The organism is Geodermatophilus sp. SYSU D00079, assembly GCF_054050635.1.
The window spans coordinates 1-23,190 of the sequence record NZ_JBJGZS010000041.1 but is presented as its reverse complement, the minus strand read 5'-3'; the positions used below and the strand labels follow the sequence as shown (position 1 = coordinate 23,190).

Genomic DNA, 23,190 nt, shown 5'->3' with positions numbered 1-23,190 from the left:
CGGCGAGCACCAACGGCACGGCCGCCCCCCCCCCCCCCCCCCCCCCCCCCCCCCCCCCCCCCCCCCCCCCCCCCCCCCCCCCCCCCCCCCCCCCCCCCCCCCCCCCCCCCCCCCCCCACCACCGGGTTCACGGGTGGGTCATCGAGAGGACGTCGAGCGCCTCGTCGAGCTGGGCCTCGGTGAGCTTGCCCTGCTCCACGTAGCCGCGCTCCACGACCACCTGGCGGATGGTCTTCTGCTCGGCCAGCGACTGCTTGGCGACCTTCGCGGCCTCCTCGTAGCCGATGTACTTGTTCAGCGGCGTCACGATCGACGGAGACGACTCCGCGTACTCCCGGCACTGCTCGACGTTGGCCACGATCCCGTCGACGCAGCGGTCGGCGAGCAGCCGGCTGACGTTGGCCAGCAGCCGGATCGACTCCAGCACGTTGCGGGCCATCAGCGGCAGGGTCACGTTGAGCTCGAAGACGCCGGTGGTACCGGCGTAGGTCACCGCGGCGTCGTTCCCGATCACCTGCGCGCCGACCTGGATCACCGCCTCGGGGATCACCGGGTTCACCTTGCCCGGCATGATCGAGCTGCCCGGCTGCAGGTCCGGCAGCTGGATCTCGCCGAGGCCGGTGCGCGGGCCCGAGCCCATCCACCGCAGGTCGTTGGCGATCTTGATCAGCCCGACCGCGATGGTCTTCAGCTGCCCGGAGCCCTCGACCAGTGCGTCGCGGGAGCTCTGCGCCTCGAAGTGGTTGCGCGCCTCGCTCAGCGGCAGGTCCAGGTCGGCGGCGAGCCGCTCGATGATGGCCGCGGCGAAGCCGGGCGGGGTGTTGATCCCGGTGCCGACGGCGGTGCCGCCCAGCGGCAGCTCGCCGATGCGGGGGAGGGAGGCCTCCAGCCGCTCGATGCCGTAGCGGACCGCCGCCGCGTAGCCGCCGAACTCCTGGCCGAGGGTGACCGGGGTGGCGTCCATCAGGTGGGTGCGACCGCTCTTGACGACCTCGGCGAACTCCGCCTCCTTGCGGGCGAGGGAGGCCTCCAGGTGCCGCAGCGCCGGGACGAGGTCGCCGACGATCGCCTTGGTCGCCGCCACGTGGATCGCCGACGGGAAGACGTCGTTGGACGACTGCGAGGCGTTGACGTGGTCGTTCGGGTGCACCGGCGAGCCCAGCGCCTCGGTGGCGAGGGTGGCGATGACCTCGTTGGTGTTCATGTTGCTCGACGTCCCCGAGCCGGTCTGGAAGACGTCGATGGGGAAGTGCTGGTCCCAGTCACCCTGGGCGACCGCGCCCGCCGCGGTGCCGATCGCGTCGGCGACCTCCTGCGGGAGCACGCCGAGTGAGGCGTTGACCGCGGCGGCCGCGCCCTTGATGGCGGCCAGGGCGCCGATCAGCTCGCGCTCGATGGGCGTGCCGGAGATCGGGAAGTTCTCGACGGCACGCTGGGTCTGCGCCCGCCACTTCGCCCAGGCGGGGACCCGCACCTCGCCCATGGAGTCGTGCTCGATGCGGTACTCGTCCTGCCCTGCGCCGTCCTGCTGTGGGGCCACGCTGCGCTCCCGGTTGTGGTGTGTCGGATCAGTGCTCCGCCCGCGACCCTAGAGGGCGCGTGCGGCCCGTTCCGGACGGCCGCCCCACCGGGACGACGGCCATGGCCGCGACGGCGGGTGCGCCCATAGCATGCCGAGCGCCCGGTCGATCCCTCCTCCACACCCGAGGACCCGCCATGTCGCAGCCGCCTCCCCCGCCGCCGGGCGGCCCCGACCCCTCGGGTGGGCAGCCCCGGCGCGAGGGCCCGGGGCAGCCGAGCCCGGACGACGTGGAGACCCAGCAGTTGCACCCGGCCGGCCAGGACGACGGGACGCAGCAGATCCGCCCCGGTCAGCTGCCCCCGCCGCCACCGGGTCAGGAGCGGCAGGACACCCGGGAGTTCGACCCGCCGCGGTTCGGCCAGCAGCCGCCGACCCACGGTGCGCCGCCGAGCGGCTACGGTCCGCCCGGCCACGGCCAGCAGTTCCCCGGTCTGCAGCCCCATGGGCAGCCGGGCTACGGCCCACCGCCGGGCTACGGCCCACCGTCGGGCTACGGCTCACCGCCGGGCTACGGACAGCCGCCTGGGTACGGCCCACCGCCGGGCTACGGTCCGCCGCCCGGCTATGGCCCACCGCCGGGCTACGGTCCGCCGCCCGGCTACGGGCAGCCGCCGTACGGCCGGCGACCGTCCGACGGGAGCCGGCGGACCGGTGTCGTCGTCGCCGCCGTCGTCGCCGGCGTCGTGGTCCTCGCCGCCGTCGCCGTGGGGCTGTTCTTCCTGTTGGGGGACGACGGCCCCGGCCCCTCGTCACCGACGACGGAGTCCTCCGCCTCGCCGTCGGAGTCGACGACGACCGGGCCACCGCGCAGGACGTCGACGCCCAGCCGGTCGGCTCCGGCGCCGGCCCCGCAGCCGCCCGGCGGCGAGGAGGTGCCGGCCGGTCAGCCGCCGGGCGCCCTCGGCGACGACCCCGCGCTCGATGCCCTGGCCCAGCAGTGCTCCGAGGGCGACTGGACCGCCTGCGACACCCTCTACCTCGAGAGCGGGATCGACTCGGAGTACGAGGGCTACGCCGAGACCTGCGGTGGCCGCAACGAACCCGACCCCGGCGGCTGCGTCGGCCGCTACGCCGGCGGTGCGCCCGGTGGCGTCCCCGCCGACCTGCCCCCGGCCCAGCCGGCCCCGACCGGGATCGGTGACGAGGACGTCCAGGCGGTCGCCGACGGCTGCGAGGACGGGATGATGGCCTACTGCGACGTCCTCCGGCTGGCCACGCTGGACCAGACCGACCCGGCGCTGCAGCCCTACGGCGACTACGGGCTCACCTGCGGCGGCCGCAACGAGCCCACCGACACCGCCTGCACCGAGCTCTACCCGTCCTGAGGAGGGTCCCTCGCCGCAGGGCGGTCCACTAGCGTCGAGGACCGTGAGCACGAGCCCGGACGCCGTCCCCGCCCCCGACCCCGCCGTGCGGGCCTCCGACGCCGACCGCGAGGTCCTCGTCAGCCGGCTGCAGAAGGCGCTGTCCGAGGGCCGCATCGACCTGCACGAGTTCGGCGAGCGGGTGGAGGGCGTCTACGCCGCCGTCACGACCGCGGAGCTGGAGACGTTCGTCGCCGACCTGCCGGTGGACGCGCCACCGCCGGTGGAGATCGTGGGCACCCGCGTCCCCGAGTCCATGACGTCGGTGTTCGGCGACGTGAAGCTGGAGGGCACCTCCGACGTCCCGCGGGAGGTCTCGACCGTCTTCGGCGACATCCGCCTGGACCTGCGCAACCTGCGCACCGACGCCGACCGGGTCGACCTCGTGCTCGGCACCGTCTTCGGGGACGTCGACGTGATCGTCGCCGAGGGTGTCGACGCCGAGATCTCCGGGTGGACGCTCTTCGGCGACAAGAAGACGCAGCTCGCGCCGGTGCCCCGGCTGGCCGGGACGCCGCGGGTCGTCGTCCGGGCACGGGCGGTGTTCGGCGACCTCAAGCTGCGCAGCCTGGCGCCGGGGGAGTCGCCGAGCCGCTGGCGGGCGGTCATGGACCGCCTCGCCCAGCGGCACCTGCCCCCGCCTCCGCCGCCCGCCCCGCCCCTGCGGTGAGGACGGCGGCGCGGGGACTCAGTGCGAGTCGCCGGACCGGTCGAACGCCACCGCGGAGTAGGCGCGCAGCTTGGCCAGCGAGTGCAGGCTGTCGATCGAGCGGATGGTGCCCGACTTCGAGCGCATGACCAGCGACTGGGTCGTGCAGCCGCCCGCGCGGTACTGGACGCCGCGCAGCAGCTCGCCGTCGGTGATGCCGGTCGCGACGAAGAAGACGTCACCGCGGACGAGGTCGTCGATGTGCAGCACGCGGTCGAGGTCGTGGCCGGCGTCGATGGCCTTCTGACGCTCGTCGTCGTCCTTGGGCCACAGCCGGCCCTGCAGCGCACCGCCCATGCACTTGAGGGCGCAGGCGGCGATGATCCCCTCCGGGGTGCCGCCGATGCCGAGCAGCAGGTCGACGCCGGTGCCCTCCCGGGCGGCGGCGATGGCGCCGGCGACGTCGCCGTCGGTGATGAACCTGATCCGGGCGCCGGCCTCGCGCACCTCGTGCACCAGCTGCTCGTGCCGGGGGCGGTCGAGGATGCAGACGGTGACGTCCTCGGTGGAGCAGTGCTTCGCCTTGGCCACCCGGCGGATGTTCTCGGCGACCGGGACGGTGATGTCGACGACGTCAGCGGCGGCCGGGCCGGTGGCGAGCTTCTCCATGTAGAAGACGGCCGAGGGGTCGTACATGGCCCCGCGGTCGGCGACGGCCATGACCGCGATCGCGTTCGGCATGCCCTTGGCCATGAGCGTCGTGCCGTCGATCGGGTCCACCGCGACGTCGCACTCGGGGCCGTTGCCGTCACCGACCTGCTCGCCGTTGTAGAGCATGGGCGCCTCGTCCTTCTCGCCCTCGCCGATGACGACGACGCCCTTCATGCTCACCGTGCCGATGAGCGCGCGCATCGCGTCGACCGCGGCGCCGTCCCCGCCGTTCTTGTCCCCCCGTCCGACCCACCGGCCCGCGGCCATGGCCGCCGCCTCGGTGACGCGGACCAGCTCCATGGCCAGGTTGCGGTCGGGAGCCGGGCGGTCGGCGCGGAAGGTGCCGCCGCGGGGACTCGGGGGGCCATCGGGGAGCGGCAAGGACACGGGACCTCCTGGGACAGGACCCCGTCCTCCCCGCCCTTCGCAAGCTCAGGGTGCGGCCCGGGACGGGGCCTTGGACGCGGGGCGGCGGAGTGGGGCGGCAGTGCTGCGATCCTAGGGGAATGACCGGAGTCGGCCCGACGAGCCAGCCCCCAGCCGAGGCCCCGCCCACCCCCTCGCCCGCGATCGAGCGGGCCAACCGGCTGAGCGCGGCCAACATGATCCGGTCGCTGCTCCCGCTCGTGGTCATCTGCCTGCTGATCGTCGCCTGGGCGGGCTTCCGGCAGCCGGACGTGGACCCGGTCCGCGAGGTCGACCCCAGCAGCACCCTCCAGCTGGCCGCGGCCCGCGCGGACTACCCGCTGGTCGCCCCGGCCGGCCTCCCCGACGGGTACCGGGTCACGAGCGCCCGCACCGACGCCGGGGGCGCGGCTGCCGGGGACCCGGTGACCCTCGAGCTGGGCTTCGTGACGCCGTCGGAGGAGTTCGCCGGCTTCGTGCTCAGCGACGACGCCCGGGCCGACGCGGTCACCGACGTCCTGGCCGGCGCCGAGGAGGAGGGCGCCGTGGACGTCGACGGGCGGAGCTGGACCCGGTCGACCACCGCGCGCGGGGAGACGGCGCTGTGGCGGGAGGACGCCGGGGTGACGGTGCTCGTCACCGGCTCGGCGACCGACGACGAGTTGAGCGAGGTGGCCGGCGCAGTGCAGCCCTACGCGGGCTGAGCGGCTGTTTGCGATCGCATGACGGACGTTCCGAGATCGTGTCCGTCCGTTGACGGAGCGGTGGGTCCGGGGGCCCGCGCGGCGGCAGGGGGGCAGGCTGGCGTCCCGGCCGCCACCGTCCCGTGCGGCCCCGGTTCACGAGGAGCGCCTGATGACCGGAGGCACGTGCCGCGACGCCGACCACCGACCGCCGGTGGCGGGAGGCGCCTGCCCCTGCGGGATGGTCACCCGCGTCCCCGCCCGGCCCGCCGGTCCCGAGACCGTGCTGCGGGAGCTGGTTCCCCGCCTCCTCGACGACGCCGCCGTCGACCCGGCCCAGGCTGCCGACCGGCTCCTCGCGGCGCTGGCGGCGGCGGGGGTGTCGCTGCAGCGAGGGGTCGGGCCGCGGCTGCCCGCGTGAGGCGGCGAGTGCCGAGGACCGTCGAGGTGGTCAGCCGCGCTCGGACGCCTCCGTGCCGGCGGCCGTCGACAGCCGCTCGCGGGCGCGGTCGAGCCAGTGCTGGCACAGCTCGGCCAGGGCCTCGCCGCGCTCCCACAGGGCCAGCGACTCCTCGAGGGTGAGCCCGCCGGCCTCCAGCTTCCGGACGACGTCCGCCAGCTCCTCGCGGGCCTGCTCGTAGGTGGTCGTCGGCTCGGTCGTCGGTTCGGTGGAGGACTCGCTCATGACGTCCCATCCTGCCGGTCGACGCGGACGGGCAGCCGGCCGCCCGCGACGCGCACCGTGAGCCGCTCGTCGTCGGCCACCTCGGAGGGGTCCCGGACCAGGGTGCCGTCGGCCCGCTGCAGCACCGCGTAGCCGCGCTGCAGCGTCGCCGCGGGGGAGAGCGCCGCGACCCGGGCGCGGGCGTGCTCCAGGTCCCGCTCGGCCCCCTCCACCCGGTGGGTGAGCGTGCGGCGGGCCCGGGTGCGCAGGGCCAGCACGTCCTCGGCGCGGCCGTCCAGCAGCCGCTGGGGTGCGGCCAGCGCCGGCCGGCTGCGCACGCTGTCCAGCCAGCGCTGCTGCTGGTCCAGCCGGCCGGCCAGCAGGTGCCGGGCGCGGGCCCGCAGCCCGTCGACCAGCCGGCGCTGCTCGCCGATCTCCGGGACCACCCGGTGCGCGGCGTCGGTCGGGGTGGCCGCCCGGACGTCGGCGGCGTGGTCGACCAGTGTCGTGTCGGTCTCGTGGCCGACGGCGGTGACGACGGGGGTGCGGCAGGCGGCGATCGCCCGGACCAGGCCCTCGTCGGAGAACGGCAGGAGGTCCTCCACCGAGCCGCCGCCGCGGGCGATGACGATGACCTCCACCGCCGGATCGGCGTCCAGCCGGCGCAGCCCGTCGATCACCGAGGCCGCGGCGCTCGGCCCCTGCACCAGGCTGTGGTGGACGGCGAAGCGCACGGCCGGCCAGCGGCGCCGGGCGGTGACCAGCACGTCGCGCTCGGCGGCGCTGTCCCGGCCGGTGACGACCCCGACGACGGCCGGCGCGAACGGCAGCGGGCGCTTGCGGGCGGCGTCGAACAGGCCCTCGGCGGCCAGCAGCCGGCGGATCCGCTCGATCCGCGCCAGCAGCTCCCCCAGGCCCACCGCGCGGATCTCGGTGGCCCGCAGCGAGAAGGAGCCGCGGGCGATGTAGTAGTCGGGCCGGGCCCGCACGATGACCCGGGCGCCCTCGGTCAGCTCCAGGCCCGGCCGGTCGGCGACGTCCCGGGCGCAGGTGACCGGCACGGAGAGGTCGGCCGCCGGGTCGCGCAGCGTGAGGAAGACGGTGGCCGTGCCGCGCCGCGACAGCTGGGCGATCTGCCCCTCCACCCACACCTCACCCAGCCGGCCGATCCACTCGGCGACCTTGCGGGCCACCGTGCGGACCGGCCAGGGGGCTTCCGGGGAGGAGGGGGCGGTCATGCCCCGAGCGTGCCAGGGGGCGACGACGGTCCGGCGGGCGGTCAGGCGCCGCGCGGCGCCAGGGGGCTGTTCTCCACGGCCTGCCGGTCCAGCTTCTCGAGCCGGTTGCGCAGCATCCGCAGGTAGGGCTCGCGGGCGCCGTGGGACTCCTCGTAGTCCAGCAGCTCCTGCACGGTCACGGCCTGGTAGCCGCGCAGCCGGCCCCGCAGCTGCGCGACGGTGAAGTTCTCGTAGCCCTCGACCGGTGCGGCGGCCTGCTCCCCGCCGGGCTGGTCCCCGCCTTCCGGCTCGCCGCCGGCCTGGTCGCCGTCGGTGGCCGCGGCCACCGGGGTGCCGCCCTCGTCAGTGGCCACCACCGGCTCGGCCGGCGCCGGGGCGGCCGCCTCGGTGTCGGCGCCCCCGAGGGCGTCGTCCACACGGGCGCCCTCCGCGGTGACGACCTCCTCGCCGCGGCCGGTGGCGTCGACGTCGTCCCCGGTGGTGGTCGTGGTGTCCGCCGACGTCGTCGCGCGGCTCTCCTCGGCGCTGACCTCGCTGCCCAGCGCCTCGTCGACCCGCGCCTCCTGGTCGGTGACCGCGCCGTCGGTCGCGGCGCTCTCCGTCGTGGCGCCCTCCGTCGTGGCGGGCGCCGCCTCGCCGGCACCGCCCACCGGACCCAGCGCCTCGGGTGCGGCGACGCCCTCGTCGGTCACCGTGCCCTCGACGGTCTCGACCCGCCCGTCGAGGGTGAGGACGTCGACGTCGGTGGCGACGTCGGGCGTCTCCACCGGCTGGGCGGCGTCGATCGCCGGGCCGGAGGTGTCGTCGGCGGGGCTGTCGGCCGCTGCGCCGTCCCCGCTCTCCGCGGCAGGGGGCGTGGTCGGGCTCTCGGCGATCAGGTCGGTGTCGACCAGCCCGCCGTCGGTGGTGCCGCCGTCGACCAGGGCGGTGTCGGGTGCCCCGTCGGCCTCCAGCAGCGCGGTCTCCAGCGCGTCCTCGGTGGTGAGCCCCGGCTCGGGCAGCTGCAGATCGGCGGCCTGCACCTCGTCGGTGATGTCCTGGAGCGCCTCGACGACCTCCTCGGGGGAGGGCTCGGGGGGCAGCCCGGAGACCTCGTCGTCGACGAGCCCGGCCGCCTGGTCGGCCACCTCCTCGTCGCCGGCCCGGTCGAAGGCCGAGGTGTGGACCCGGGTGTCGGGGGTGGCCTCGGGGAGGTCCTCGTCGAAGGTGGCCAGGCCCGGCTCGTCCTCGCCGCGGATGCCGGTCAGCAGCTCGTCGCCGCGGGCGACCAGGCCGGCGTAGTGCTGCTGCAGCTTCATGGTGGCCTGCATGGCCAGGCCGATCACGCGGACCGGCAGCCCCGGCAGCGTCTGCGGGAGCCGGCGGGCCTCGTCGAGGACGGTGGCGGCCAGGCCGGCGACGGCACGGACGGCCTGGGGGATCTCACGCGACATGCCCCCAGCCTGCCGCAGCCGCTGCCGGTTGGCAGCCTCACCTCGGCGCACGCCACCCGGACGGGCGCGGGGAGTGGCGGGCGTCTCCTCGCGCGGCCGGGCCGGGGTCGGCCGCCCACCTACCATGGGGTCATGGCTGATCAGCGCGGACGCGTCCTGCTGGCCGATCCCCGGGGCTACTGCGCCGGGGTGGACCGGGCGGTGGTCGCGGTCGAGCGGGCTCTGGAGATCCACGGCGCCCCGGTCTACGTCCGCAAGCAGATCGTCCACAACAAGCACGTGGTGGCCACCCTCGAGCGGCGCGGTGCGGTCTTCGTCGACGAGACCGACGAGGTGCCCGAGGGGTCCGTGGTCGTGTTCAGCGCCCACGGCGTCTCCCCGGCGGTGCACCAGGAGGCCGCCGACCGGCAGCTGAGGACGATCGACGCCACCTGCCCGCTGGTGAGCAAGGTGCACCAGGAGGCCAAGCGGTTCGCCAAGGAGGACTACGACATCCTCCTGATCGGCCACCGCGGGCACGAGGAGGTCGAGGGCACCGCCGGAGAGGCCCCCGCGCACATCCAGCTCGTGGACGGCGCCGACGACGTGGCCAACGTCCAGGTGCGCGACCCGGAGAAGGTCGTGTGGCTGTCGCAGACGACGCTCTCGGTCGACGAGACCCTCGCGACCGTCGACCGGCTGAAGAGCCGCTTCCCCGGTCTGCAGTCCCCGCCCAGCGACGACATCTGCTACGCCACGCAGAACCGCCAGCAGGCGGTCAAGCAGATGGCCGGCGAGTGCGACCTCGTGGTCGTCGTGGGCTCCACGAACTCGTCGAACTCGGTGCGGCTGGTCGAGGTGGCGCTGGAGGCCGGCGCCCGCGCCGCGCACCTGGTGGACTTCGCCTCCGAGATCGACCCCGCGTGGCTCGACGGCGTCGGCACCGTGGGGGTCACCAGCGGCGCCTCGGTGCCGGAGGTGCTGGTCGGTGAGGTGCTCGACTGGCTGGCCGAGCGTGGCTACCCGGACGTCGAGACCGTCAAGGCGGCCGAGGAGAAGCTGGTCTTCGCGCTGCCGCACGAGCTGCGCGTCCGCCGCACCGAGCCGGCGGCCGACCCGGCCTGAGGGAACACCCCGTCCTCCGCTCCGCGCGCAGGCTCGCGGCGGGCCTCGGGACGGGGCCGGCCCGGGACGGGACCGTCGCTCAGCGGCGGGCGGCCCAGCGGACGAGCGCGAGCACCAGCGCGACCCCCGTGGCGACCGCCATCGACGGGAAGCCGCGGATGAGCAGCGTGGCCAGGCCGGCCAGGTTCAGCGACCCGAACACCGCGGTGGCGGTGAGGGCGGCGGCGACGAACACCAGCGGCGGGGCCACCACCATGGTCGTGAGGTCCCGGCGGCGCACCAGCAGGGTGCCGAGCGCGGCGGCCACGGTGAGCGTGCCCAGCGTGATGATGCCGAGGCCCGCGCTCAGGTAGGAGTCGGCCAGCGCGCCGAGGAGCGTGACGACGAAGACGGCGAGGGCGGCCGCCCAGCCGCGCAGCCGGCTGCCGCGCTCGGGCAGGTCGGCGGCCACCCGGCCGGTGGGCCGGGGCTCGGCGGCACGCGGGGCGCGGCGCCGGGGGTCGTGCTGCTCCTGCTCGGCCCGCTCCGGGGAGCGCGGGCGCCCCTGGCGGCCGCGGTCGACGGGCGGGACGGCGGCAGAGCGGTGCGGCACCGGCGGCCGGGTGGAGCCCGCGCGGTCGTCGTCGGAGCGCCGGCGCTCGAGGCGGGCCAGGTGCTCGGGCAGCGGGGGGATGTCGGTCGAGCGCAGGGGGCCGGCCGGTCGGGCCCGCGGGGGCACCGGCGGCCGGGGGATGCGGGACACGTACTCGGCCGCCTCGGGGCGGGGCGCCCGCGGGCCGGAGCGCATCCCGGACTCCCGCCAGGTGTCGGCCGTGCTCGCCGAGGCCATGGCGCACCTCCCGTTGCTCGTGCGGGAGCCCCCGACGCGGCGGCTCTCTCGATGGCAACGGTAGCGACGGGAGGCGCCGGTCGCCGGGAGGACCGACCGCCGGAGCGCTGTGCAGAACTGCCAAATCGGCGGCTCCTGGAGCACACCCGGCGGGAGTGCAGGGGCTGGTGTGACGGACCGGTACAGCCGCGACGGCTGGGACCCCGCCGGCTTGTCAGCCCGTGGTGCCGTCGCGGTCGGCGTCGACGTCCGCGGATCGCTCGCCGAGCGGCGGCAGGTCGGCCGGCCGCAGCGCGCGGATGGTGGCCTCCACCGGCGGCGGGGTCGGCACCGGCGTCTCGGCCACGCCGAGGTCGTCGAAGCGGCGCGCGGCGACCAGCACCGACGACTCGTAGGAGCCCACCGTCTCGTTGTAGCGGGTCATGGTCGAGCTCAGTGCCGAGCCCAGCCGGGTGAGGTGGCCCGACAGCGTGGTCAGCCGCGCGTGCAGCCGGCGGCCCACCTCGAGCACCTGGTCGGCGTCGCGGGCCAGCCGCTCCTGCCGCCACGAGTAGGCCACCGTGCGCAGCAGGGCCAGCAGCGTGCTCGGCGTGGCGAGGACGACGTCCCGGGCGAAGCCGTACTCCAGCAGCCCGGGCTCGGCCTCCAGGGCGGTGGTGAGGAACCCGTCGGAGGGGACGAACAGCACGGTGAAGGGCGCCGCCGGGCGGAACGCCGTCGGGTAGCGCCGGGCGGACAGGGCGTCGACGTGGGCCCGCAGCTGGCGGGCGTGCGCGGCGGTGCGCTCGGCGCGGACGGCGGCGTCGTCGGCCTGCACCGCCTCGATGTAGCCGGTGAACGGCACCTTCGCGTCGACCACCACCTGGCGGCCGTCGGAGAGGGTGACCACCAGGTCGGGCCGGACGCCGGCGCCGACGTCGTTGGTGCTGCTGGGCTGCTCGACGAAGTCGCAGTGCTCCAGCAGGCCCGCCACCTCGACCACCCGGCGCAGCTGCACCTCGCCCCACCGGCCGCGGACGTGCGGCGTGCGCAGAGCCGTCACCAGCGCCGCCGTCTCCTGCCGCAGCAGCGACGAGGCCTGCCCGACGGTGCCCATCTGCTCGCGCAGCTCCCCGTGGGCGGTGGCGCGGGCCCGCTCCATGCCGGCCAGCAGCCGGTGCAGGTGGTCCAGCGACTCGTGCAGCGGGTCCAGCCCGTCGTCGGCCGGCCGGCGCCGGGAGAGCAGCGCGACGACGCCGAGGGTGGCCGCGGTGGCCAGCAGCGCGCCGACGAGGAGACCGGTGAGCAGGGAGGCGGCGTCCATGAGCGGCGAGCCTGCCGGACGGGTCCGACAGTTCGGGGGAGGCGGCTCAGACGAGGGTGAGGTGGCGTCGGGGCGTCGCCGCCGCCTCGTGGTCGAGCAGCCAGCGCTTCACCGGCGTCCCCCAGCGGAAACCGCCGAGGCCGCCGTCGGAACCGAGCACGCGGTGGCAGGGCACGAACAGCGCGGCGGCGTTGCGGGCGCAGGCGTTGGCCGCCGCCCGCACCGCCGCGGGCCGGCCGCAGCGCGCGGCGAACGCGGCGTAGGTGTCCGGCTCGCCGGCCGGCACGGTGCGCAGCACCTCCCACGCGTCCTCCAGGAAGGGGCCGGAGCGCTGGCGCACGGGGACGTCGTCGATCGCGGTGACGTCGCCGTCGACGAACTCGGCGACCGTGTCGAGGACGGGCAGGTGCTCGGCCCGCTCCACCCACGTGGGGCGCAGCGCGCGGTGCACCACCGGCAGCAGCTCGGCGACGTCGTCGGTCCAGCCGCTGGCGAGGACGACGTCGGAACCGTCCGGGGCGGCCGTGACGACGACGGTGAACGGTCCGGGGGGCGTGGCCACGGTGGCGAACCGGGCGGGCTGGGCGGTCATGAGGCGCTCCGTTCGGAGGAGGACGGCGGACGGCGGGTGAACAGGTCGGGGACGGCCATCGCCCACAGGTGCATGACCGCGTACGAACGCCACGGGCGCCAGCGGGTGGCGGCCTCGGTGTCGGAGCTGCCGAGCCGGACCAGCGAGCGCCGCAACGCCAGGTCACCGGGCAGCCACACGTCGGGGTCGGCCAGCCCGCGGAGGGCGACGAGGGCGGCGGTCCAGGGCCCGATGCCGGGGACCGCCCGCAGTGCCCGCACCGCGTCGTCGCGGTCGGCACCGGGGTCGAGGGGCAGGGCGCCGTCGGCGAGGGCCGCGGCCAGCGCGTGCACCGTGGCCCGCCGCGCCCCGGTGAGGCCGACGGTGGTCAGGTCGGCCCCGGCCAGCGCGGCGGCCCGCGGGAACGCGTGCGTGAGGGTGCCGACCGGTTCGGGCAGCGGCGTGCCGGCCGCCGTGAGCAGCCGGGCCGTGAGGGTGCGGGCGCCGGCCACCGAGACCTGCTGGCCGAGCACGGCGCGCACGGCCAGCTCGCCGGCGTCGGGGGCGGCCGGCACCCGGCGGCCGGGGGCGGTGGCCACGAGGGCGGCCAGCGCCGGGTCGGCGCCGAGCACGTCGTCCACCGCGGCGGGGTCGGCGTCCAGGTCGAGCATCCGGCGGCAGCGGGCCACCGCCACCCCGAGGTCGCGCAGCTGGGTCAGCTGCAGCCGCGCGGTCACCCCGGGGGCGCCGGCGGTGGGGGCGAGCCGGACGACGGCGGGCCCGTGCGGCAGGTCGAGCACGCGGGAGTACGTCGTCCCGTCCCACTCCTCGAGGCCCGGGACGGCGTGCGCGCCGAGGAAGAGCAGGACCTCCTCGGCCGGGTAGGGGGCGCGGGCGGCCAGCCGCAGGGTCAGCTCGCCGGGAGCGCCGGAGGGGGCGGCCGGCGCGGTGCGGCGCAGCCCGGTCGGGGTGGTCGCGAACACCTCGCGCACGGTGTCGTTGAACTGCCGGATGCTGGCGAAGCCCGCGGCGAAGGCGACGTCGGCCATGGGCAGGGCGGTGGTCTCGATGAGCACGCGGGCGGTCTGCGCGCGCTCGGCGCGGGCGAGGGCCAGCGGCCCGACGCCGAGCTCGGCCACGAGCAGCCGGTGCAGCTGGCGCTCGGAGTACCCGAGGTGGGCGGCCAGGCCGGGGACCCCGGAGCGCTCCACCTCGCCGTCGGCGATGAGCCGCATGGCGCGGGCGACGACGTCGGCGCGGACGTCCCACTCGGGGGAGCCGGGGACCGCGTCGGGGCGGCAGCGCCGGCAGGCCCGGTACCCGGCGGCCTGGGCGGCGGCCGCGGTGGAGAAGAAGCTGACGTTGCGGGCCAGCGGCGTGCGGGCCGGGCAGGAGGGGCGGCAGTAGATGCCGGTGGTGGCGACGGCGGTGAAGAACCAGCCGTCGAAGCGCGCGTCGCGGCTGGTCACCGCCCGGTAGCACCGCTCGGGGTCGAGGGAGCTCGTCATGCAGCGAGCATGGCAGTCCGACGGGCCGGGGACTGGCGGTTTTCGGACGGAGCCGTCGGGGCTAGTGCAGCCGCCCGTCGTCCCGGACGACCCGCAGGTGCGGACCGGTCCGGACGTCGGCGCGGACGTCGTGCACCGGCGGCAGCCCGGCCGCCCGCCGCACCCGGTTCTCGGGGACGTCGATCGCCGTGGCCAGCGCCGCCGCCAGCCGCTCGCTGACCATGCCCGAGTGCCGGCCGTGCGCGATGCGGGCGATCGTCTCGGGGGCGACCGCCCAGTGCGACCGCCGCGAGGCGTCCTCGGCGGTGGCGCCCAGCTCGAGCAGGCGCCGCTGCACCAGCTGCTGCAGCTCGTTGTCGGCCACCCGGGCAGGCTATGCGCGCTCCCGCCGCTGGGCAGCCCACCTCCCGACGAGGACGTCGATCCCGTCCTGTCGGTGGTGACCGACCAGGGGGACGGCCGGGCGGCTGACGGCTGCCGTCCACCGACCGGTGGACGGCGGACCAGCGGTTCGGCGGTCCCGCGTCGACGGCGCCGTCGACAGGCTCGTCGCATGACAGCGATCCAGCCGGCGCCGGCCCGCACCGGGGCGGCACGAGACGAGGAACCGGCCCTGCGCGTGCGCGGGCTGGTCAAGCGCTACGGGGGGCGAGCTGTCGTCGACGGCGTCGACCTCGAGGTGCGGCGCGGGGAGTGCTTCGCGCTGCTCGGCCCCAACGGGGCGGGCAAGACGACCACGGTCGAGATCCTGGAGGGCGTGCGCCGCCGCGACGCCGGCGAGGCCGTCGTGCTGGGCACCGACCCGGCGACCGGTGACCGCTCCTGGCGGGACCGGATCGGCGTGGTCGGGCAGACCACCGGCGCGGGCAACGCACTGACCGTCCGGGAGACCCTCGACCACTTCGCCCGGTACCACGCCACGCCGGTCCCCACCGCCGAGCTGCTGGCCGACGTCGGGCTGACCGAGGCGGCCCGGAACCGCGTGGCCGAGCTCTCCGGCGGTCAGCGGCGCCGGCTGGAGGTGGCACTCGGCGTCCAGGGGCGGCCGGAGCTGCTGTTCCTCGACGAGCCCACCACCGGCATGGACCCGGTGGCCCGGAGGCAGTTCTGGTCGCTGGTGGAGGGCCTGCGCGCCCGTGGCACCACCGTCCTGCTGACCACCCACTACCTCGACGAGGCCGCGCACCTCGCCGACCGGGTCGGCGTCATCAGCGCCGGCCGGCTGGTCGACGTCGCCCCTCCCGCCCAGCTCGGCGCCGAGCTGCGGCGGGTGGCCACCATCAGCTGGCTCGAGGACGGCGCGTTCCGCGAGATCACCACGCCGGAGCCGGCCGCCGTCCTGCGCGACCTGGTCGCGGCCTCCCCGACCGGGGAGGTCCCCGGACTGACCGTCACCCGCCCCAGCCTGGAGGACGTCTACCTCCGGCTGGTCGCCACCCCGGAGGGGGAGGACCGATGACCGCCACGAGCACCGTCCCCGCGACCCGCACCGCGCCCCCGTCGGCCGTCTCGATCGGGTGGGCCCGCATCGGCCTGGAGCTGCGGCTGTTCGCCCGCGACCCCGGCCAGGTGGTCTTCTCCTTCGCCTACCCGGTGATCATGCTGGTCGTCTTCGGGTCGGTCTTCGGTGACGAGGTGGTCGTCCCCGGGGTCGGGTTCCGGCAGTACTTCCTCGCCGGCATCGCGGCGACCGGGGTCATGCTGACCAGCTTCCAGGCCGTCGGCACCGCGGTCACCGAGGAGCGCGACCGGGGCGACCTCGCCCGGCTGCAGACGCTGGGCACCCCGGCTCTCGCCTACGGGATCGGCAAGGCCGGCCAGGTGGTGCTGACCACCGTCGTCCAGCTGGCGGTGCTGCTCACCGTGGCCGCGGTGGCCTACGACGTGCCGCTGCCCACCGAACCGTCGCGGTGGCTCACCTTCACCTGGGTCGTCGTCCTGGGCATCCTCGCCGGGACCGTCCTCGGCCTCGGGGTGGCGGCGTTCATCGGCAGCGCCCGGGCGGCGGGCGCCGGGATCCCCGCGTTCGCGGTGGTCCTGCAGTTCATCTCGGGCGTCTTCTTCATCGGCTCGGACCTGCCGCAGTGGATGGACCAGGTCGCGGCGCTGTTCCCGCTCAAGTGGATGGTGCAGGGGATGCGGTCGGTGTTCCTGCCGGACTCGGCCGCCGTGGCCGAGCAGGCCGGCAGCTGGGAGCACGGGACCACTGCCCTGGTGCTGGCCGCATGGGTGATCATCGGCGCCGTGGTGTGCGCCAAGACCTTCCGCTGGCGGCGCGGGGAGTGAGCACTCGCCGACGCTGGGCCGCCGTCCTCCTCCCCGACGCCGGGGTGGCGGACGGCGGCGCGCCGCTGTCCGAGCGCGGCTGGCGGGCCACGGTCACCGGGATGCACGTGATCTCGGCGGCGGTGTGGGTCCTCGCGGTGGCGACCGCGGCCACCCGGGACCCGGTCCGGCCCGGGGTGCTCGTCGTCCTCGGGGGGCTGGGCGCGGCCTACGTGCTGCTCGGGGGGCCGGCGATCGCGGCCGGTGGGGCGCGGCTGCGCGGGGTGGGCTACCTGGCCGCGCTCGTCGTCGGCTTCGCCGTGCTCGGCTTCGCCGACGCGACGATGTTCTTCCTGCTGTTCATCGCCTACCCGCAGGTCTGGTTCGTCGTCGGCGGGACGGTGACCGGCGTGGCCTGGACGGTGCTGCTGGCCGTCTCGTCGGCCGCGGGGCCGGTGGTGATGGCGTCGTCCGGGGCGGCGGCCCGGGACGTGCTGGTCTCCACCGCGATCAGCACGGTGTTCAGCCTGGCACTCGGGCTGTGGGTCAGCCGGGTGCTGCACCAGAGCGCGCAGCGGGCCGAGCTGATCGAGCAGCTGGAGACCACCCGCGCCGAGCTGGCCGCCGCCGAGCACGAGCGGGGGGTCGTGGCGGAGCGGGAGCGGCTGGCCCGCGAGGTGCACGACACCCTCGCGCAGGGCTACACGAGCATCGTCGTCCTGGCCCAGACCGCGGCGGCGCAGCTCGACACCGACCCCGACGCGGCGCGGGAGCGGCTGGGGGTGATCGAGGAGGTCGCCCGCGACAACCTGGCTGAGGCACGGGCGGTCGTGGCGGCCTTCCGGCCGGTCGGTCTGGAGGAGTCGACACTGGTGGAGGCGCTGGAGCGGCTGGCGGCACGGTTCGCGCGCGAGACGGGGCTGGCCGTGCGGGTCGACACGACCGCGCTGGGGTCCGGCCCCGAGCTGCGGCGGGACGAGGAGGTGGTCCTGCTGCGCGGGGCCCAGGAGGCGTTGACCAACGTCCGGCGGCACGCCGCGGCGACGGCGGTGGTGATCCGGTTGTCGCGGGTCGCCGGGCAGGTCTCGGTGCACGTGGAGGACGACGGTGTGGGCTTCGACCCGTCGTCGGTGTACGGCGCCGGGCTGGAGGGGCTGCGCGGGCGGGTCGAGCAGGTGGGCGGGACGGTGGACGTCGCGTCGTCGCCCGGGACCGGGACACGGGTGACCGTGCGGGTGCCGGGTCCATGACGATCAGGGTCCTGGTCGTCGACGACCACCCGGTCGTCCGCGGCGGGCTGGTCGGGTGGCTCCACGCGCAGGACGACCTCACCGTGGTGGCAGAGGCCGGTGACGGCCAGGAGGCCCTCGCGCTGGTGGCGGCGCACGAGCCGGACGTCGTCCTCATGGACCTGCGGATGCCGCGGATGGACGGCGTGACCGCGACCGAGCGGCTGGCGGTGTCCCACCCCGGCGTCCGGGTGCTCGTGCTGACCACCTACGACACCGACGCGGACATCGTGCGGGCCGTCGGCGCCGGGGCGACCGGTTACCTGCTCAAGGACGCGCCCCTGCCGCAGCTGGCCGACGCGGTCCGGGCCGCGGCGCGCGGCGAGACGGTGCTGGCGCCGCCGGTCGCCGCGCGGCTGGTGTCGCACCTGCGCGCGCCCGCGGTGGACGCGCCGACCGCGCGCGAGCTGGAGGTGCTGGCCGGGGTGGCGCGGGGGCTCACCAACGCCGAGATCGGCCGCGAGCTGTTCATCGGGGAGGCGACGGTGAAGACCCACCTGCTGCGTGTGTTCGCCAAGCTCGGGGTCGACGACCGGACGCGGGCGGTGATGGTCGCCGTCCAGCGCGGGCTGCTGCCGGGGCCGGGGGCCACCTGACCCCGTCGCGGGCGGCCGGTCAGCGGGGGAGGGCGACCCGGGTGCGTGGCGCGGCGCTGCGGCGCCGGGACCAGTGCGCCCAGCACTCCAGGGCGGCCGCGAGGAGCACCAGGCCCAGCCCGCCGACCAGGTTGGCCGGGCGCGTCTCGGGCAGTAGCACGGCCAGCAGCAGTGCGGTGGCGCCGCCGATCGCGAGCACGCCCGCCGCCGGGCCGGTCCACAGTCCTCGTTCCACGGTCGGTCCCCCCGTCGACCCGCGGATCCCCCGATCCGCGGTCAGGTCACGGACGGTAGTGGCCGGGGCGGGAGGTGCCCAGGGACCTCCCCCGGAGGTGTGGTGGCGGTCACCTCCCGTGACCGGTCGACGCCGGGACGAGGATGGCGGCATGACGCAGCCGACGCCGGACGTCGTCGTCCGCCGGGCCCGTCCGGACGACGCGGCGGAGCTGGCCGCGGTCAGCCGCGCGGCCATCGAGGGGTCCGCGGCCGGGCACTACACGCCGTCGCAGCTCGCCGTCTGGGCCGCGCGCCGGTCGGAGGCGGCCCACGCGCGGTCCATCGCGACGACCACCGTGCTGGTGGCGGAGGTGGACGGCGCCGTGGCGGGGTTCGCCTCGGTGGCGCTGTCCGCCGTCGACGCGCTCGTGCCGGGGGAGGTGGACCAGCTGTTCGTGGCGCCGTCGGCCGGCGGGCGAGGGGTCGCGCGGGCGCTGTTGACGGCGGTGGAGTCCGCGGCGCGGGCGGCCGGGGTGGGATCGCTGGTCACGCACGCGTCGTGGCGGGCGGCGCCGGTGTTCGAGCGGATGGGCTACCGGCAGGTCGCGGTGGAGACCGTGACCCTGGACGGCGAGACGCTCACCCGGGCGCGGATGGTCCGGCCGCTCGGCTGACGGCGGCGGTCAGGCCGGCAGCGCACCGGCCGGGGCCGGCACGGCGCGGGCGACCAGCTCGACCAGGCGCCGGCTGACCTCGGCGCGGCGCTCCAGCTGCACCATGTGCCCGGCCCCCGGGTACACGGCGAGCTCGGCCAGGGGCAGCGCGTCGGCGATGACCCGGCTGTGCTCGACCGGGCAGAGCCGGTCCGCGTCCCCGACGGCGACCAGCGCGGGCACCTCGGCGAGCGCGTCCAGCGCCCGCACCCGGTCGTGGTCGGAGAAGGTGGCGAGGAAGGCCGCGACGGTCTCGGCGGAGCAGGCGCGGTGCACCTCGCGCGTCAGCCGGACGTCCGCGGGGTCGGCGTCCCTGCCGAAGACCAGCCGCATGTCGAACCCGCCGACCCTCCGCACCCGGCCGGCGCGCTCGGCCCGCACGTTGCGCTCGTTGAGCACCGGCAGGGCCTTCTTCACCAGCCGGGCGACGGGTGCGGGGAGACCGTGGGTGACGGCGTCCAGCCGGCCGGAGCTGGTCGCGACGAAGGCGGCGGCGACGACGCGGTCCCCGAAGAGCTCGGGGCGCTGCTCGGCCAGGGCCATGAGCGTCATCCCGCCCATCGAGTGGCCGCCGACGACCACGGGACCGGAGGGGGCGACGTCCTCGACGACGCGCGCCAGGTCGCGGCCGAGCTGCTCGATGGTGGCCCGGTCACGGGTCGAGCGGCCGGAGGCGCCGTGCCCGCGGTGGTCGTAGGTGACCACGCGCAGGTCGGGGCGGGCGGCGAGGAGGTCCTGGACCTGACCGGCCCACAGTCGGGAGGACTGCACGTAGCCGTGCGCCAGGACGACGGTGGCACTGGGCTGCTCGGCGCCGGACACCTCGACGTGCAGCCGGACGCCGTCCTCGGTGACCACGGTGCGCTCCCGCGCGCGCAGCGGGGGCGGAGCCGGCTGGGGCGCGGACGCGGACCGGGCGGCACGGCGGCGGGCGACGGCCACCCCGGTGGCGACGGTCAGACCGGGGAGGGCGAGGGTCCGCAGGCGCATCGGCACAGTCTGCCCGTGCGGCGCACCCACGCCCGGGGCACGCCCGTGCGTGGGTGCGCCGCGGGGCCCGCGGGCGCTCAGTAGTTGCGGCCGTTGATCTCCCAGCCGCCGTCGACCCGCAGGGTCTGCCCGGTGATGAACGACGACTCGTCCGAGAGCAGGAAGGCGATCGTGGCAGCGACCTCCTCGGGCCGGCCCAGGCGCTTGATGAGGTGGGCGTTGGCGTTGATCTGCTTCTGCTCCGGGGTGATGTCCTGCAGGATCGGGGTGTCGATCGTCCCGGGCGCCACGGCGTTCACCCGGATGTTGCTCTCCGCGTAGCTGTAGGCGACCTGCTGCGTGAGGCCGATGACCCCGGCCTTCGCCGCGGAGTACGACGCGAGGTTGAGCATCCCCTTCAGCGCCGCCAGCGAGGAGACGTTGACGATGCTGCCGCCACCGGCCTCGACCATCGACGGGATGACGTGCTTCATCCCCAGCCAGACGCCCTTGAGGTCGGTGTCCAGGACGGTGTCCCAGGCCTCCTCGGTGAGGTCGACGACCTCGTCCGGGGACTGCATGTTGACCACGCCCGCCACGTTCGCGAGCAGGTCGACCCTGCCGTGGGTGGCGACGGCGTGCTCGACCAGCTCGCTCCAGTCCGCGGCCCGGCGGGTGTCCATCACGTGGTGCTCGGCCTGCCCGCCGTCGTCCAGGATGGACTTGACGGTGGTCTCGTCGCTCTTGAGGTCGGCGACGAGCACCACGGCGCCGTCCCCGGCGATCCGCCGGGCGGTCGCCTGACCGATCCCCTGTGCGCCTCCGGTGACGATGGCCACGCGACCTGCCAGTGAACCCATGTCGGCCTCTCCGTTCCTCGGACGGGCTGCCGCGGGTGGTCCCGCGGCGGGGTGACCGCGGCGGGTCCGGTGTCCCGCTCGTCGCCGGCCGCCCCGTCCCGGAGGCTAGGGACGACGAGCGGGCGTGGCACCGCCCGAGCGGAGCCGGGGTTGTGGACGTCCCCAACGGGGCCTGGACCGTCGTCCGGTGGGGTGGACGAGCCGGACCAGGGGCGCACCGCTACCCGCCGGCGAGGTCCAGCACCTGGAAGGCGAGCCGGGCGGTCAGGAGCGCGTCGAGGCCGGCGGGGTCCTGCCCGGTGATCTCCCTGATGCGGTTCAGCCGGTACCGGACGGTGTTCTCGTGCACCCCGAGGGCGGCGCTGGTCGGCTGGACGCGGCCCTCGGCGGCGAGGAACGCCCGCCAGGTCGTGAGCAGGGCACCGTCGTCACCGTCGTGCTCGCGCAGCGGGCGCACGAGGTCGTGGGCGAAGCGCAGGGCCTCCTTGACCCGGCCGCTGCTGAGGACCACCCGGAACAGCCCGAGCTCGTCGACGGTGAGCACGCCCTGGCTCCAGCCGAAGGCCCGGGCCAGGTCGTCGACGTCGCGCAGCTCGCGGTGGGCGACGGTGAAGTCGGTGGCGCTGCGGCAGGTCCCGGAGACGACCGCGCTGCGGATGCCGGACGCGGGGGCGAGGGCGGCGACGACGGACTCCACCACGGAGCGCACGTGCTGTGGCCCGGCCTGGCGGGCGTCGTGGTCCAGTCGGAGCAGGACGATGACGGCGCCGGGCAGGCTCACCGCGGGTGGCTCGCCGCCGCCCAGGGCCGTGGCGAACTGGCGCACCACGAGGTTCCGGACCGCCGACGCGCTGGGCTGCTGCCCGCCGTTGGCCAGGCACATCCGGACCAGCGCGTGCGGCTCGGAGAGGTCGACGCCGAACTGGAGGCCGCGGCGGGTCAGCTGGTCCTCGTCGCGGGAGCCGCGCAGCAGGTCGGAGAGGTAGTCGTCGCGGGCCTGGCCCTCGGCCTCCACCTGCCGGCGCTCGGAGAGGACCTGCAGGGCCAGCACGGTGGCGCCCCGTTCGGCCAGCTTGGTGTCCAGGTCGCTCAGGCCGCGGCCGAGCTCCACGACGCTGAGGTAGCCGCTGGGCGCGCCCTCGACGACCAGCCGGCACACGAGGTTGCGCGGGCCCAGCCCCTGCGTGCGGGTGGGGGGGACCACCGCGGACGGGCGCCCGGTGCGCAGGGCCGACAGGGCGGCGCGCACCGACGGGACGGCGAGGGTCTCGGGGGCGAGCACCGGCGGCGCCGTCATCCGCAGGCCCGGGGGCGCCGCCCAGGTGACGACCTGGAACTCCTCGTCGTAGAGCACCACCGGCTTGGCCGACAGCTGGCTGAGCAGGCTCACCACGGCGCGCAGGTCGGCGCCCTGGAGGACGGCGTTGGTCAGCTCGCGGTGGACGTCGGCGAGGTACTCGAGGACGTTGCGCTGCCGCACCGCCTCGGCGACCTTGTCCTTGAGCCGCGCGTTGAGCATCGCCTGCCGGATGAACAGGGCGGCCAGCCGGGCGAACAGCGTGGTGAGGGCGATGTCCTCGTCACTGTAGGCGTGCTCCCGGTCGACGTCGTCGACGAACACCAGGCCGATGACCTCGTCGTCGAAGACCAGCGGGACGCCGAGCATGGCGCGCACGCCCCACCGCTCCATCGTGCGGCGGTGCGGGCGCGGGTCGTGGGTCACGTCGCTGATCAGCACCGGGGTCATGGTGGTGATGACCTCGCGGCTGAACTCGTCGTCCGGGATGCCGGCCTCCTGCGCCTTGACCGCCTCGGTGATGTCGCCCTCACGCTCGCAGTGCCCGGCGGCGCCGAAGAAGCGGCCGTCGTCGCGGCGCAGGTAGACCGAGCAGCGGCTGACGCCGAGCAGGTGGCACAGCTGCTTGCCGACCAGCTTCAGGAGGTCCTCCTGCGAGGCGGCGGTGATCGCCTCGGTGGTGATCTCGCTGAAGGCGGCGATCACCTCGCGCTCGCGGCCGGCCTCCTGCCGGCCGTCCCCCTGCGGGTCGGGTCGCGGGGCCGGCAGGGTCGACGACACGGCACCGTGCACGGGCCACCACCTCGTTGTGCGAGCCTCTGCTGGGTCGCAGTGTGCCCGCTCGAGAGCCGTGGTGGGGCCGGGGGCCCGGCCCGCGGCCGCGGGGGGGGGGGCCCGGGGGGGGCGCCGGCCCCCGCCCCCCACCACCACCCCCCCCGCCG

At 76.2% G+C, this 23,190-nt stretch carries 24 protein-coding genes; 10 read left to right on the top strand and 14 right to left on the bottom strand.

Annotated elements, in window-relative coordinates; genetic code table 11:
- Positions 1-127 precede the first annotated feature (127 nt).
- Positions 128-1,540: a class II fumarate hydratase gene (locus tag ACI79E_RS21405; protein WP_456934597.1), complete on the bottom strand. Its 1,413-nt coding sequence runs from the start codon at positions 1,538-1,540 to the stop codon at positions 128-130.
- A gap of 176 nt (positions 1,541-1,716) precedes the next feature.
- Here ACI79E_RS21405 and ACI79E_RS21400 point away from each other — a divergent pair, with 176 nt between their 5' ends.
- Complete coding sequence (locus ACI79E_RS21400; protein ID WP_456934596.1) at positions 1,717-2,907, top strand: hypothetical protein; 1,191 nt, start codon at positions 1,717-1,719, stop codon at positions 2,905-2,907.
- A 43-nt stretch (positions 2,908-2,950) separates the two neighbouring features.
- Positions 2,951-3,616, top strand: coding sequence for a DUF1707 domain-containing protein (locus tag ACI79E_RS21395; protein ID WP_456934595.1), 666 nt, complete (start codon positions 2,951-2,953; stop codon positions 3,614-3,616).
- A gap of 18 nt (positions 3,617-3,634) precedes the next feature.
- Here the strand turns inward: ACI79E_RS21395 and glpX are convergent, their stop codons facing one another.
- Positions 3,635-4,693 carry a class II fructose-bisphosphatase gene (gene glpX / locus ACI79E_RS21390; protein ID WP_456934594.1) on the bottom strand — a complete coding sequence of 353 codons (1,059 nt, stop codon included), beginning with the start codon at positions 4,691-4,693 and terminating at the stop codon, positions 3,635-3,637.
- A gap of 119 nt (positions 4,694-4,812) precedes the next feature.
- Between glpX and ACI79E_RS21385 the strand changes: the two genes are divergently transcribed.
- Together ACI79E_RS21385 and ACI79E_RS21380 are read left to right on the top strand one after the other, a co-directional pair.
- Positions 4,813-5,415, top strand: a complete 603-nt coding sequence (locus ACI79E_RS21385; RefSeq protein WP_456934593.1) for a DUF4245 domain-containing protein — start codon at positions 4,813-4,815, stop codon at positions 5,413-5,415.
- 151 nt (positions 5,416-5,566) lie between these two features.
- A complete protein-coding gene (locus ACI79E_RS21380) occupies positions 5,567-5,815 on the top strand; it encodes a hypothetical protein (protein WP_456934592.1) in 249 nt (82 codons plus the stop codon).
- A gap of 30 nt (positions 5,816-5,845) precedes the next feature.
- Here the strand turns inward: ACI79E_RS21380 and ACI79E_RS21375 are convergent, their stop codons facing one another.
- The 3 genes from ACI79E_RS21375 to ACI79E_RS21365 are packed head-to-tail and all read right to left on the bottom strand — an operon-like array spanning position 5,846 to position 8,729.
- Positions 5,846-6,079: an exodeoxyribonuclease VII small subunit gene (locus ACI79E_RS21375; protein ID WP_456934591.1), complete on the bottom strand. Its 234-nt coding sequence runs from the start codon at positions 6,077-6,079 to the stop codon at positions 5,846-5,848.
- Positions 6,076-7,296 (bottom strand): exodeoxyribonuclease VII large subunit, encoded by a 1,221-nt coding sequence (gene xseA, locus ACI79E_RS21370; RefSeq protein WP_456934590.1) that lies wholly within the window; start codon positions 7,294-7,296, stop codon positions 6,076-6,078. The genes ACI79E_RS21375 and xseA overlap by 4 nt, the downstream gene beginning before the upstream one ends.
- A 41-nt stretch (positions 7,297-7,337) precedes the next feature.
- Positions 7,338-8,729 (bottom strand): hypothetical protein, encoded by a 1,392-nt coding sequence (locus ACI79E_RS21365; protein ID WP_456934589.1) that lies wholly within the window; start codon positions 8,727-8,729, stop codon positions 7,338-7,340.
- Between the two features lie 132 nt (positions 8,730-8,861).
- Between ACI79E_RS21365 and ACI79E_RS21360 the strand changes: the two genes are divergently transcribed.
- Positions 8,862-9,833: a 4-hydroxy-3-methylbut-2-enyl diphosphate reductase gene (locus tag ACI79E_RS21360; RefSeq protein ID WP_456934588.1), complete on the top strand. Its 972-nt coding sequence runs from the start codon at positions 8,862-8,864 to the stop codon at positions 9,831-9,833.
- Positions 9,834-9,912: 79 nt separating this feature from the next.
- Here ACI79E_RS21360 and ACI79E_RS21355 read toward each other — a convergent pair whose 3' ends face one another.
- From ACI79E_RS21355 to ACI79E_RS21335, 5 genes are all read right to left on the bottom strand, one after another.
- A complete protein-coding gene (locus ACI79E_RS21355) occupies positions 9,913-10,662 on the bottom strand; it encodes a DUF6542 domain-containing protein (RefSeq protein WP_456934587.1) in 750 nt (249 codons plus the stop codon).
- Between the two features lie 214 nt (positions 10,663-10,876).
- Positions 10,877-11,965 carry a DNA recombination protein RmuC gene (locus tag ACI79E_RS21350; protein WP_456934586.1) on the bottom strand — a complete coding sequence of 363 codons (1,089 nt, stop codon included), beginning with the start codon at positions 11,963-11,965 and terminating at the stop codon, positions 10,877-10,879.
- Between the two features lie 46 nt (positions 11,966-12,011).
- A complete protein-coding gene (locus ACI79E_RS21345; RefSeq protein ID WP_456934585.1) occupies positions 12,012-12,557 on the bottom strand; it encodes a methylated-DNA--[protein]-cysteine S-methyltransferase in 546 nt (181 codons plus the stop codon).
- Complete coding sequence (locus ACI79E_RS21340) at positions 12,554-14,044, bottom strand: AlkA N-terminal domain-containing protein (protein WP_456934584.1); 1,491 nt, start codon at positions 14,042-14,044, stop codon at positions 12,554-12,556. Before ACI79E_RS21340 ends, ACI79E_RS21345 begins: the two co-directional genes overlap by 4 nt.
- Before the next feature lie 61 nt (positions 14,045-14,105).
- Complete coding sequence (locus ACI79E_RS21335; protein WP_456934583.1) at positions 14,106-14,408, bottom strand: hypothetical protein; 303 nt, start codon at positions 14,406-14,408, stop codon at positions 14,106-14,108.
- A 189-nt stretch (positions 14,409-14,597) separates the two neighbouring features.
- On the opposite strand from ACI79E_RS21335, the gene ACI79E_RS21330 reads away from it, so the two are divergent.
- From ACI79E_RS21330 to ACI79E_RS21315, 4 genes are read left to right on the top strand one after another with little or no spacing between them, the layout of a single operon-like run.
- On the top strand, positions 14,598-15,503 hold the full coding sequence (locus ACI79E_RS21330; RefSeq protein WP_456934582.1) for an ABC transporter ATP-binding protein: 906 nt from the start codon (positions 14,598-14,600) through the stop codon (positions 15,501-15,503).
- Entirely contained in the window at positions 15,500-16,330 is an 831-nt protein-coding gene (locus ACI79E_RS21325; RefSeq protein WP_456934581.1) for an ABC transporter permease, read from the top strand. The genes ACI79E_RS21330 and ACI79E_RS21325 overlap by 4 nt, the downstream gene beginning before the upstream one ends.
- Entirely contained in the window at positions 16,327-17,559 is a 1,233-nt protein-coding gene (locus tag ACI79E_RS21320; protein ID WP_456934580.1) for a sensor histidine kinase, read from the top strand. Before ACI79E_RS21325 ends, ACI79E_RS21320 begins: the two co-directional genes overlap by 4 nt.
- Complete coding sequence (locus tag ACI79E_RS21315; RefSeq protein WP_456934579.1) at positions 17,556-18,194, top strand: response regulator; 639 nt, start codon at positions 17,556-17,558, stop codon at positions 18,192-18,194. The genes ACI79E_RS21320 and ACI79E_RS21315 overlap by 4 nt, the downstream gene beginning before the upstream one ends.
- A 19-nt stretch (positions 18,195-18,213) precedes the next feature.
- Here ACI79E_RS21315 and ACI79E_RS21310 read toward each other — a convergent pair whose 3' ends face one another.
- Positions 18,214-18,429 carry a hypothetical protein gene (locus tag ACI79E_RS21310; RefSeq protein WP_456934578.1) on the bottom strand — a complete coding sequence of 72 codons (216 nt, stop codon included), beginning with the start codon at positions 18,427-18,429 and terminating at the stop codon, positions 18,214-18,216.
- Between the two features lie 151 nt (positions 18,430-18,580).
- On the opposite strand from ACI79E_RS21310, the gene ACI79E_RS21305 reads away from it, so the two are divergent.
- Positions 18,581-19,084, top strand: coding sequence for an N-acetyltransferase family protein (locus ACI79E_RS21305; protein ID WP_456934577.1), 504 nt, complete (start codon positions 18,581-18,583; stop codon positions 19,082-19,084).
- 9 nt (positions 19,085-19,093) lie between these two features.
- Here the strand turns inward: ACI79E_RS21305 and ACI79E_RS21300 are convergent, their stop codons facing one another.
- The 3 genes from ACI79E_RS21300 to ACI79E_RS21290 form a co-directional block, all read right to left on the bottom strand.
- On the bottom strand, positions 19,094-20,113 hold the full coding sequence (locus tag ACI79E_RS21300; RefSeq protein ID WP_456934576.1) for an alpha/beta fold hydrolase: 1,020 nt from the start codon (positions 20,111-20,113) through the stop codon (positions 19,094-19,096).
- 77 nt (positions 20,114-20,190) lie between these two features.
- Positions 20,191-20,952, bottom strand: a complete 762-nt coding sequence (locus ACI79E_RS21295; RefSeq protein WP_456934575.1) for an SDR family NAD(P)-dependent oxidoreductase — start codon at positions 20,950-20,952, stop codon at positions 20,191-20,193.
- A 220-nt stretch (positions 20,953-21,172) separates the two neighbouring features.
- Positions 21,173-23,041, bottom strand: coding sequence for a GAF domain-containing protein (locus ACI79E_RS21290; RefSeq protein ID WP_456934574.1), 1,869 nt, complete (start codon positions 23,039-23,041; stop codon positions 21,173-21,175).
- Between the last annotated feature and the right edge of the window lie 149 nt (positions 23,042-23,190).

Coding starts and splice junctions, on each gene's coding strand:
- ACI79E_RS21300 (WP_456934576.1), bottom strand. CDS start 20,113: ATGCGCCTGCGGACCCTCGCCCTCCCCGGTCTGACCGTCGCCACCGGG.
- ACI79E_RS21295 (WP_456934575.1), bottom strand. CDS start 20,952: ATGGGTTCACTGGCAGGTCGCGTGGCCATCGTCACCGGAGGCGCACAG.
- ACI79E_RS21330 (WP_456934582.1), top strand. CDS start 14,598: ATGACAGCGATCCAGCCGGCGCCGGCCCGCACCGGGGCGGCACGAGAC.
- ACI79E_RS21340 (WP_456934584.1), bottom strand. CDS start 14,044: ATGACGAGCTCCCTCGACCCCGAGCGGTGCTACCGGGCGGTGACCAGC.
- ACI79E_RS21400 (WP_456934596.1), top strand. CDS start 1,717: ATGTCGCAGCCGCCTCCCCCGCCGCCGGGCGGCCCCGACCCCTCGGGT.
- ACI79E_RS21375 (WP_456934591.1), bottom strand. CDS start 6,079: ATGAGCGAGTCCTCCACCGAACCGACGACCGAGCCGACGACCACCTAC.
- ACI79E_RS21360 (WP_456934588.1), top strand. CDS start 8,862: ATGGCTGATCAGCGCGGACGCGTCCTGCTGGCCGATCCCCGGGGCTAC.
- xseA (WP_456934590.1), bottom strand. CDS start 7,296: ATGACCGCCCCCTCCTCCCCGGAAGCCCCCTGGCCGGTCCGCACGGTG.
- ACI79E_RS21385 (WP_456934593.1), top strand. CDS start 4,813: ATGACCGGAGTCGGCCCGACGAGCCAGCCCCCAGCCGAGGCCCCGCCC.
- ACI79E_RS21325 (WP_456934581.1), top strand. CDS start 15,500: ATGACCGCCACGAGCACCGTCCCCGCGACCCGCACCGCGCCCCCGTCG.
- ACI79E_RS21345 (WP_456934585.1), bottom strand. CDS start 12,557: ATGACCGCCCAGCCCGCCCGGTTCGCCACCGTGGCCACGCCCCCCGGA.
- ACI79E_RS21365 (WP_456934589.1), bottom strand. CDS start 8,729: ATGTCGCGTGAGATCCCCCAGGCCGTCCGTGCCGTCGCCGGCCTGGCC.
- ACI79E_RS21315 (WP_456934579.1), top strand. CDS start 17,556: ATGACGATCAGGGTCCTGGTCGTCGACGACCACCCGGTCGTCCGCGGC.
- ACI79E_RS21350 (WP_456934586.1), bottom strand. CDS start 11,965: ATGGACGCCGCCTCCCTGCTCACCGGTCTCCTCGTCGGCGCGCTGCTG.
- ACI79E_RS21380 (WP_456934592.1), top strand. CDS start 5,567: ATGACCGGAGGCACGTGCCGCGACGCCGACCACCGACCGCCGGTGGCG.
- ACI79E_RS21305 (WP_456934577.1), top strand. CDS start 18,581: ATGACGCAGCCGACGCCGGACGTCGTCGTCCGCCGGGCCCGTCCGGAC.
- ACI79E_RS21355 (WP_456934587.1), bottom strand. CDS start 10,662: ATGGCCTCGGCGAGCACGGCCGACACCTGGCGGGAGTCCGGGATGCGC.